Below are 9,043 nucleotides of genomic sequence, written 5' to 3'. Positions count from 1 at the left end.
GTGTCCGTCCTCGGTCCGGCCGCCCGTCACTCGATACGGCGCCCTGTGCCGGTGCCGGACGCTGCGGGCGGACACCCCCCACCCCGGCCCCTCGCCGCCGTACGCGGGTGCGGACAGCGTCGTGGCGTGCGGTGCGGGCCGCTGCGGCCGTCGTGGCGGGGCGTGGGTTGCGCCGTCGTCTTGGTGCGGGTGGCTCGGCCATCGGGCGGGATATCGGCGCGTCCGCTCCTGCCCGGTCGGGGTGGCGGTGTCTCATGGCGGGGTGGTGGCTTCCCGGGACCTGCGGCGACCGGCCGTGATCGTGCTTCAGGCGCTGGCCGTCGCCGCCTGCTACTACGCGGCCGGCCGGCTCGGCCTGATCCGGCAGCTCGTGGTCGAGAGCGCGGTCGTCACCCCCGTCTTCCCCGCCTCCGGTGTCGCCGTGGCCGCCCTGCTGATCCTCGGTCTGCACGTGTGGCCCGGCGTCGCCGTCGGCACGCTGCTGCTCATCGCGTCCATCGCCCCGGTCCATTGGGACGTCCTCGGCACCATCGCGGGCAACACGCTCGCCCCCGTCTGCGCCTGCCTGCTGCTGCGCCGCGCCGGCTTCCGGCTCAGTTTGAGCCGGTTACGCGACGGCCTCGCGCTCGTCTTCCTCGGTGCGCTGACCGCCATGCTGGTCAGTTCCTTCGCGGGCGTCGGCCTGCTCGTCGCCACCGACAAGCTCCCCGCCGGCGACTTCTGGCCGGTCTGGCTGGCCTGGTGGGTCGGCGACGCCATGGGCGTCCTGATCGTCACCCCGCTGCTGCTCATGCTGTACACCCTGCGCGGGCGGCCCCCCCTCATGCGGTGGAAGGAGGCCCTCCTGCTCAGCGTCATCGCGTGCACCCTGATCCCGCTGGCCACCCACTCGACGCTCAGCGTGCTCTTCCTGGTGTACCCGCTGCTGATCTGGGCGGCCCTGCGTTTCCGCCTCGCGGGCAGCATGCTGTGCGCGCTGCTCACCTCCGTCCTGGCCACCATCGCCGCCACCGACCGCGTCGGACCCTTCGCGCAGCTCACCCGGATCGAGGTGATGGTGAAACTGCAGGCGTTCAACGGCTCCATGGCCCTGACCGCCCTCCTGCTGTCGGCGGTGATCACCGAGCAGCTCAACACCCGCCGCTCGGTGGAGAAGGCCTGCCAGGAACTCGTCGAGGTCCTCGAACACCTCACCGCCGGCGAGCCGCCGCCCCCGCGCGACCGCACCGACCACTGACGCGGTGCCCACCCTCGCGGGATCCGCGTACGACCTGGAAAGATGAGCAGGGCAGGAACGATCTACCAGGGACCGAACCCAACCGGAGGAGCGGGCACACATGCAGCACGAGCGAGCGGGCAAGCAGGCCGGACCCGAGGACCTCGTCGACGTCGCCCGGCTGGTCACCGCGTACTACACACTGCACCCCGACCCGGCGGAACCGGGCCAGCGCGTGGCGTTCGGCACCTCCGGCCACCGCGGCTCGTCCCTGGCGACGGCCTTCAACGAGGACCACATCGCCGCCACCAGCCAGGCCATCTGCGAGTACCGCGAGGCCCAGGGCATCGACGGCCCCCTCTTCCTCGGCGCCGACACCCATGCGCTGTCCGAGCCCGCCAAGGCCACCGCCCTGGAAGTGTTCGCCGCCAACGACGTCACCGTGCTCATCGACAGCGTGGACGGCTACACCCCCACCCCGGCCCTGTCGCACGCCATCCTCGCCCACAACCGCGGCCGCACCTCCGGCCTCGCCGACGGCGTCGTCGTCACCCCGTCGCACAACCCGCCCGCCGACGGCGGCTTCAAGTACAACCCGCCCAGCGGCGGTCCCGCCGGCTCCGAGGCCACCTCCTGGATCCAGGACCGCGCCAACGACATCATCCGGGGCGGTCTCAAGGACGTCCGCCGGGTGCCGTACGCGCGTGCCCTGGCCGCCGCCACCACCGGGCGCTACGACTACCTGGGCGCCTACGTCGCCGACCTGCCGAGCGTCCTCGACCTGGACGCCGTCCGCTCGGCCGGTGTCCGCATCGGCGCCGACCCGCTCGGCGGGGCGTCCGTGGCGTACTGGGGACGCATCGCCGAACAGCACGGCATCGACCTGACCGTGGTCAACCCCCTCACCGACCCCACCTGGCGCTTCATGACGCTGGACTGGGACGGCAAGATCCGCATGGACTGCTCCTCGCCCAACGCGATGGCCTCGCTCATCGCCCAGCGCGACCGCTTCCAGATCGCCACCGGCAACGACGCGGACGCCGACCGGCACGGCATCGTCACCCCGGACGCCGGGCTGATGAACCCCAACCACTACCTCGCCGTCGCCATCGACTACCTCTACCGCCACCGTGAGCAGTGGCCGGCCGGCGCCGGCGTCGGCAAGACCCTGGTGTCCTCCGCGATGATCGACCGGGTCGCCGAGGGCCTCGGCCGCCGGCTGGTCGAAGTACCCGTCGGCTTCAAGTGGTTCGTCGACGGCCTGCTCGACGGCTCTCTCGGCTTCGGCGGTGAGGAGTCGGCCGGCGCGTCCTTCCTGCGCCGCGACGGCTCGGTGTGGACCACCGACAAGGACGGCATCCTGCTCGCCCTGCTGGCCTCCGAGATCACCGCGGTCACCGGACGGACCCCCTCCCAGCACTACGCCGACCTGACCGCCCGCTACGGCGAGCCCGCCTACGCGCGCACCGACGCCCCCGCCACCCGTGAGGAGAAGGCGCTGCTCGGCAAGTTGTCCCCGGCCCAGGTCGGCGCCGACACCCTGGCCGGCGAGGCCGTCACCGGTGTCCTCACCGAGGCCCCCGGCAACGGCGCGGCCATCGGCGGCATCAAGGTGAGCACCGCCAACGCCTGGTTCGCGGCCCGCCCCTCCGGCACCGAGGACGTGTACAAGATCTACGCCGAGTCCTTCCTCGGCGCCGACCACCTCGGCCGGGTCCAGGAGGAGGCCAAGGGCGTGGTGCTGGCGGCCCTGGGCGGCTGACGCGGCGCTGTCCGGGCCGGCCGGCGATCCTTGCGCCGGCCGGCCCGGACACCGTGCTCAGATCCAGCCGTCGAGCGCCTTGAGGAATCCCTCCAGATCGTCACGGTGGAGGGTGTGCCCGGCACCCGGCACGGTCCGCACCTCGAAGCCGCGGCCGCGCAGCAGCTCCGCCTCGCCCGGCCCCACCAGGCAACTGGGGTCGGCGAGCGCCACCAGCGACGGGACCTCCGCGTGCCCCGGCAGGAAGCCCCGCAGGGGAGCGCCGCCCAGGAAGTGCGCGGTCCGCGGGTCCCAGTCGGCGAGGGTGGCCAGCTCCACGTCCACGTCCTCGTCGGCCCAGGCCGGGTTGAGCGCGGTGATCTGCTCGCGGGTGGCGTTCTTGAAACCGGCGAACACCGTCGGGTCCACAGCCGCCTGCGGGTCGGCGGTGGACCAGGCGGGGTCGGCGTACACCGCACGGCCGGGCCGCAGCCGGTCCACGGCGAGCAGCAGCGACAGACCGCCGAGCGAGTGCCCGATGGCGAGGTCGGCGCCCGCCGGGAGGGTGTCGGCCAGGTCGTCGGCGAACAGCTCGGGGGAGTAGGCGGCGGCACGCGGCGAGCCGCCGTGCCCGCGCAGATCGACGGCGATCACGCGGTATCCCCGGTCGGCGAGCAGCGGACCGACGCGGTGCCAGGTGCGGGCGTCGGACATGATGCCGTGGACCAGCAGAGCGGTCCGTTCGCCGGTACCCCATTCACGGGTGTTGAGCAGCACGGTGTGGTTCTTCCCTTCGTGTGTGCCCGCTCGCGCGGGCGGCTTGTGGTAACGGCGGGTCAGCTGTGGTGCCCGCCGAGGTAGGCCCGCAGCCGGGCGGTCTCCGCGTCGGCGGGCGCGGTACGGTCGGGCGTGAGGGCGCTCAGGGAGACGTGACCCGCGGCGACCGCCGTGCTGTCGGCGTCCTCGCGTGTCTCGCCACGGCACCCGGGGGCCTGGGGGCACAGCGCGCCGCCCACGGTGAAGGTGCCGTCGGCCGCTCGCCGGTAGGTGTGCACGGCCACCGTGCCGTCCCCGACCCGGGTCCAGCGCTCACCCGCCGGTTGCGAACCCCCGCTGGTGTCCGGGTAGTTGACGTTCAGCACGTGGGTCGGGGAGAGCAGGCGGTGCGCGCGCAGCCGGCCCAGCAGGGAGGCGCCGTAGCGGGCCGCCGCCCGGTAGGTCGTGTCGCTCGGCAGCGTCGAGCCGTCCGCGATCCAGGCGCTGAACGCCACGGCCGGCACCCGCTCGTCGACGGCGGCCAGCGCGGCCCCGGCGGTCCCCGAGTCGTTCACCTGCGAGCTCACGTTCGGCCCGGAGTTGATCCCGGTGACCACCGCGTCCGGCGGCGCGGTCCAGCCGGTCAGCGCCCGCAGTCCGCCGCGCAGCGCGAACCTCACGGTGTCCGCGGGCGTCGCGCTCGGTGCCGTGTCGGTGCACGACGGCGTGCCGGCGGTGCGGCACAGGCCGAACACCGCGCCCCGGGTGGGCGCACCGGAGCAGTCTCCGGCGTAGCGGGCGGGCAGCCGTGTGCGGCGCTGGGCCGCGAAGGCACCGCTGTTGCTGACGCTTGTGCCGGCGCCGCTCATGTACTGCCACGGCGCGAGGACGACCACGTCGGCCCCGGCCGCGCACAGCGCCTTGCGCATCTCGTACAGGCCGCGCCCGTCGGCGCCGTCGGGCCGGGCGGCCCGCATGGAGTCGTCGTTGCTCAGCAGCACCCGCATGCCGGTGAGAGGGGGCCGCTCACCGTGCCGGACGGGGGCGGCGGGGGCGGTGGCCGTGCCCAGGAGCAGCGCCGGGCCGAGGGCGGCGCTCACCGCGAGGGCACGTGCGCCGCGGCGGCCGGCCGCTCGCCGGGGGCGGTGGTTCGTCTGCATGGGTGGGTGTCCGTTCTTGTTGAGACGTCTGTTTCCCGGGCCCGCGAGGCCGGTCAGCGCACGCTGCGGATCGGGCGCACCGACAGTGCCCCGGCGACGGAGAGGACGGCCGCGGCCACGAAGAGGGTGGTGTAGCCGCCGGTGACGGTGACGACGACCGAGGCGGCGAAGGGCGCCATGATCTGCGGTCCCGCGTTGGCGATGTTCAGCACGCCCATGTCCCGGGCGGCGTCCTCGGCGCTCGGCAGGACCAGCGTGACCAGCGCGGTGTCCACCGCCATGAAGCAGCCGAAGCCGAGGCCCACGACGCCGGCGAAGACGAGCACGGCCGGCCAGGTGGGGGAGAGGGCCGGGACCAGCAGGCCCAGCGCGGACAGCAGCGCCGAGGCGCCGACGAACAGTTTGCGCCGGTCGAGCCGGTCGGACAGGTAGCCGCCGAGCACGGTGGAGAGCATCATCGCGACGCTGGTCACCGGCGTCACCACGGCCACCGCCTCGGCCGGCTCCATCCCGGCGGGGAGGTCGATGTGGTCCTGCAGGATGTAGACAAGGTAGGTGTTGACCAGGAAGTAGCCCAGGACGAGCAGGGCCCTGCCGATGAACGCCCAGCGGAAGTCGGCCACTTTCAACGCCCCCGCGAACGCCCTGACCTGGGCCGAGACCGGTGTGGACGGTCGCGCGGGCAGCCGCTCCTCCCGTGTACAAGCGGTGAACACGACGGCGGTCACGGCGACGAGTGCGCCGAAGAGCAGATAGCCGGTGCGGTAGCGGTCGGTGAAGGCGGCCGCCACCAGGGCGCCGCCGATGCTGCCCAGCGGCAGTCCGAGGCCCACCGCCGCGGAGGCCCTGCCGCGGCTCTCCAGCGGTATCCGGTCGGGGACGACCGAGGTCAGGGCGGCCTGGTAGACGTTCATCACGGCCTGCACCAGGCACCAGCCGATGGTGATCAGCAGGACCGTGTGCACGCTGCCCAGCAGGAACGCGGCGGGCAGCGCGAGCAGCCCGCCGCCCAGGATCCACGGGTTTCGGCGGCCGGTGCGGTCCGACAGCGCCCCGGCGAGCGGGTTGAAGACGGTCGCGAAGACCGCGGCGATCCCGGTGACGAGCCCCAGGTTGGCCTCCTTGTGGGCCGGGTCGACATGCTCCACCTGGAGGGCGAGCAGGACCCCGGCGACGCCGATGTAGAGCGCGTACATCGCGGTGTTGCCGAGCAGCAGCAGCGGCAGCAGACCGCGTGCGGGCCGGGCCGGGCCGGCGGGGCGGCCGGCGGCGGTGGCCGCGGGGGACGAAAGGGCCACGGTGCCCTCCTCGATCGTGTGGGCGAGGCGCACCCCGGGCCGTGACGGCAGGCACGAAGCCGTGACGGGCCAGGGAACGGCGGATGAGGGGATTGAACGAGTTACACGTGTCAGTAACCCGTGTGGCTTCATTTCTTAACAGTCGTCGGATGGCCTGAACAGACCCCCTGCACCGAAAAGATGCGAACGGAAACCAACAAAAGGCGAGGCCGTGCGGGGATGCCGGATCAACGGGGCGGCATGGGAGCGCTCGCCGGGGTTACCCGTCGGGCATGGCGAAGCTGCATCTTCCGGGACGGAAGGAACACGGCGACGGCGAGGCGGAACGCGCGCCCGCACCGGCGCCCGAGGACATGGGTCCCGGGCCCGATGTGGAGCGCCGGGCGCCCGACACCCCGACCAAGCTGCCGAAGGGCGCCTGGCGGCGGATCCTCAAAGGGAGCCTGCGGGAGTTCAAGGACGACGAACTGACCGACCGGGCGGCCGCCCTCACGTACTACGGCGTGTTGGCCCTCTTCCCGGCGCTGCTGGTGCTGGTGTCCATCCTCGGCCTGACCGGCCGCTCGACCACGGACAAAGTGCTGGACAACATCCGCAAGCTCGCCCCCGGTTCGGCGCGCGACATCCTCACCCGGGCCGTCGAGCAGTTGCAGGGCAACGCCGGCATCGGCTCCCTCATGGCGGTCGTCGGCGTGGTGGTCGCGCTGTGGTCGGCGTCCGGCTATGTGGCGGCCTTCATGCGGGCGGCCAACGCCGTCTACGACATGCCGGAGGGCCGGCCCGTCTGGAAGATCCTTCCGGTGCGGCTCGGTGTCACCGCCGTGCTGATGGTGCTGGCCGTGGTGAGCGCGCTCATCGTGGTCTTCACCGGAGGCATCGCCCGCAGGGCCGGGGACGCCCTGGGCCTCGGCGACACCGCCCTGACGGTGTGGTCGATCGCGAAGTGGCCGGTGCTGGTCCTCCTGGTCACCGCGATGATCGCCCTGCTGTACTGGGCGGCCCCCAACGCCAAGGTCAAGGGGTTCCGGTGGATCACCCCGGGCAGCTTCCTGGCCCTGCTGATCTGGCTGATCGCCTCCGGCGGCTTCGCGGTCTACGTCGCCAACTTCGCCTCGTACAACAAGACCTACGGCACCATGGCCGGCGTCATCGTCTTCCTGGTGTGGCTGTGGATCGGCAACCTCGCGGTGCTGCTGGGCCTGGAGTTCGACGCGGAGACCGTGCGGCAGCGGGCCATCGCGGGAGGGCTGCCGCCCGACGCCGAGCCGTACACCCAGCCCCGGGACACCCGCGCCTGGGACGAGGAGGACGCGCGGCGCATGGGGGCGCCCGACGACGCCTGACCCCCGACGGTGCCGGGCCGCCCCGGCGCCCATGTAGAAAACGGAGCGCCCCGCCGTCATGACGGCGGGGCGCTCCGCAGTGTCAGCCGAGCAGCCTCCGCTTCTGCTCCTCGAACTCGGCCTCGGTGAGGATGCCTTGCTTCCTCAGTTCGCCGAGCTCCTTGAGCTGGTCGATCTTGCTGCTCATGTCGTCGTGCGCCGGGGCCGGTGGCGCGGGTTCCTCATAGGCCTGCTGGTACCCCGAGGGCTCCGCGTAGCCGGCCTGCTGGGCCCAGCGGCCCTGCTGGCGGCGGGAGACCCTGTTGGAGACCGCGGTCGCCGTACCGGCCACCACAGCGGTACGGGCGATGCCCCGAAGTAGTCCTGGCATGGTGATCGGCTCCTGTCGGGAGGAACGTGTCGTCGGGGTGCCCGGTGCCTCAGGAGGCAGCGTCCGCCGCGTCCAGGGACGCGAGTACGGCCTGCACGTTCAGCCGTCCCGAAGCGACCAGTTGCGCACCGCCGCGGCGCAGCGCGCTCGCGAACGGAGCGGCCCACAGGTTCTCGTAGACCAGCAGACCGGCGGAGTTGCCGGGCTCCACCGCCGCGGCCGCCTCTTCGAGGTCGTCCTCGCCCAGCAGGCCGGAGCGCGCGCCCTCGAAGACGGCGAGGTCCAGCCGGCCGTCCCCGGTGAGGTCGGCGATCTCCAGCGCGCTCACCGAGCCGTCCTCGTCCTTCCTGATGAACATCAGGTCCAGGATGCGGATGATGCCGCGGTCCACCAGGTCGACCAGCAGGGGGAAACCCTCGCCGGTCATGTGATTGCCGGGAAACTCCACCACCACGTAGTCGATGGGCCCCATGTCCTCGAATTGCTCGCTCACGGCGGTCACCCCTGCTGCTCGAGCGTCCCCCGAAGGCCATTCCATCACCGCGGGCCGCCCCGCGCACCCCGCGCCGGCTCCTGCCCGGCCGCTCGGCATCGGACCTCCGGTCCTCCTGCGGCCACGGTCGCCGTGCCGTTCGCGGGGAGATAGGACGCGACGCTCCGCCGGCGCCGGGAGCCGACCGCGCCACAGAGCCGTCACCCGGACGCCGGGGGCAGGACGCGACCTGAGGCGGAAATGCGCACTCCATATCGTCACATGATGTAACAGTACGGTCATGAACGCACAGCAGAGAGTGATGACCCGTTCCGCCGCCCGCCCGTCCCGCCGCGCGAGGACGGCGCTGGTGCTCGTGACGACGCTGGCCGCGCTGAGCACGGCCGCGACGACCGCCGAGGCCCAGCCGAGGTTCGGAACCGACTGGGACGCCATCGCGGCCTGCGAGTCCGGAGGCAACTGGAAGGCCAACACCGGCAACGGCTACTACGGCGGCCTGCAGTTCAGCCGTTCCAGTTGGCGGGCGGCCGGCGGGCTCAGATATGCCCCGCGCGCCGACCTCGCCACCCGGCGCCAGCAGATCAAGGTCGCCCGGCGCCTGGCCGCCCAGCAGGGCATGTCCGCCTGGGGCTGCGCCTAAGCCGTTGCCGCAGGACCGGGCCCGGG

9 protein-coding genes are annotated in these 9,043 nt (G+C 72.8%); 4 read left to right on the top strand and 5 right to left on the bottom strand.

Translation table 11 applies throughout. The features are described 5' to 3' along the window. Nucleotides 1–262: 262 nt before the first annotated feature. Together AB0E88_RS33660 and pgm are read left to right on the top strand one after the other, a co-directional pair. A complete protein-coding gene (locus AB0E88_RS33660; RefSeq protein ID WP_361638510.1) occupies nucleotides 263–1,237 on the top strand; it encodes an MASE1 domain-containing protein in 975 nt (324 codons plus the stop codon). A gap of 100 nt (nucleotides 1,238–1,337) precedes the next feature. After that, entirely contained in the window at nucleotides 1,338–2,978 is a 1,641-nt protein-coding gene (gene pgm, locus AB0E88_RS33655; RefSeq protein WP_361638508.1) for a phosphoglucomutase (alpha-D-glucose-1,6-bisphosphate-dependent), read from the top strand. Between the two features lie 57 nt (nucleotides 2,979–3,035). Here the strand turns inward: pgm and AB0E88_RS33650 are convergent, their stop codons facing one another. The 3 genes from AB0E88_RS33650 to AB0E88_RS33640 are packed head-to-tail and all read right to left on the bottom strand — an operon-like array spanning nucleotide 3,036 to nucleotide 6,171. Next, the gene (locus tag AB0E88_RS33650) at nucleotides 3,036–3,734 is read right to left on the bottom strand and encodes an alpha/beta fold hydrolase (RefSeq protein WP_361638506.1); all 699 of its coding nucleotides are present in this window, start codon (nucleotides 3,732–3,734) and stop codon (nucleotides 3,036–3,038) included. Nucleotides 3,735–3,793: 59 nt separating this feature from the next. Beyond that, on the bottom strand, nucleotides 3,794–4,873 hold the full coding sequence (locus AB0E88_RS33645) for a 5'/3'-nucleotidase SurE (RefSeq protein ID WP_361638504.1): 1,080 nt from the start codon (nucleotides 4,871–4,873) through the stop codon (nucleotides 3,794–3,796). Nucleotides 4,874–4,926: 53 nt separating this feature from the next. Next, nucleotides 4,927–6,171 carry an MFS transporter gene (locus tag AB0E88_RS33640; protein ID WP_361638503.1) on the bottom strand — a complete coding sequence of 415 codons (1,245 nt, stop codon included), beginning with the start codon at nucleotides 6,169–6,171 and terminating at the stop codon, nucleotides 4,927–4,929. A gap of 272 nt (nucleotides 6,172–6,443) precedes the next feature. Between AB0E88_RS33640 and AB0E88_RS33635 the strand changes: the two genes are divergently transcribed. After that, nucleotides 6,444–7,514, top strand: a complete 1,071-nt coding sequence (locus tag AB0E88_RS33635) for a YihY/virulence factor BrkB family protein (protein WP_361638501.1) — start codon at nucleotides 6,444–6,446, stop codon at nucleotides 7,512–7,514. Nucleotides 7,515–7,596: 82 nt separating this feature from the next. On the opposite strand, the gene AB0E88_RS33630 is transcribed toward AB0E88_RS33635, so the two are convergent. Both AB0E88_RS33630 and AB0E88_RS33625 read right to left on the bottom strand, forming a co-directional pair. Further along, nucleotides 7,597–7,884, bottom strand: a complete 288-nt coding sequence (locus tag AB0E88_RS33630; RefSeq protein ID WP_361638499.1) for an SHOCT domain-containing protein — start codon at nucleotides 7,882–7,884, stop codon at nucleotides 7,597–7,599. Between the two features lie 49 nt (nucleotides 7,885–7,933). Beyond that, on the bottom strand, nucleotides 7,934–8,377 hold the full coding sequence (locus AB0E88_RS33625) for a DUF6325 family protein (RefSeq protein WP_361638498.1): 444 nt from the start codon (nucleotides 8,375–8,377) through the stop codon (nucleotides 7,934–7,936). A 280-nt stretch (nucleotides 8,378–8,657) separates the two neighbouring features. Here AB0E88_RS33625 and AB0E88_RS33620 point away from each other — a divergent pair, with 280 nt between their 5' ends. After that, nucleotides 8,658–9,017: a transglycosylase family protein gene (locus AB0E88_RS33620; RefSeq protein ID WP_361638496.1), complete on the top strand. Its 360-nt coding sequence runs from the start codon at nucleotides 8,658–8,660 to the stop codon at nucleotides 9,015–9,017. Nucleotides 9,018–9,043 lie beyond the last annotated feature (26 nt).

Origin of the sequence: Streptomyces sp. NPDC028635 (assembly GCF_040637635.1) — a bacterium.
In the GTDB taxonomy this organism is placed as follows: domain Bacteria; phylum Actinomycetota; class Actinomycetes; order Streptomycetales; family Streptomycetaceae; genus Streptomyces.
This window is presented reverse-complemented; position numbering and strand designations above follow the sequence as displayed.

Coding starts and splice junctions, on each gene's coding strand:
- AB0E88_RS33620 (WP_361638496.1), top strand. CDS start 8,658: ATGAACGCACAGCAGAGAGTGATGACCCGTTCCGCCGCCCGCCCGTCC.
- AB0E88_RS33635 (WP_361638501.1), top strand. CDS start 6,444: ATGGCGAAGCTGCATCTTCCGGGACGGAAGGAACACGGCGACGGCGAG.
- AB0E88_RS33645 (WP_361638504.1), bottom strand. CDS start 4,873: ATGCAGACGAACCACCGCCCCCGGCGAGCGGCCGGCCGCCGCGGCGCA.
- pgm (WP_361638508.1), top strand. CDS start 1,338: ATGCAGCACGAGCGAGCGGGCAAGCAGGCCGGACCCGAGGACCTCGTC.
- AB0E88_RS33630 (WP_361638499.1), bottom strand. CDS start 7,884: ATGCCAGGACTACTTCGGGGCATCGCCCGTACCGCTGTGGTGGCCGGT.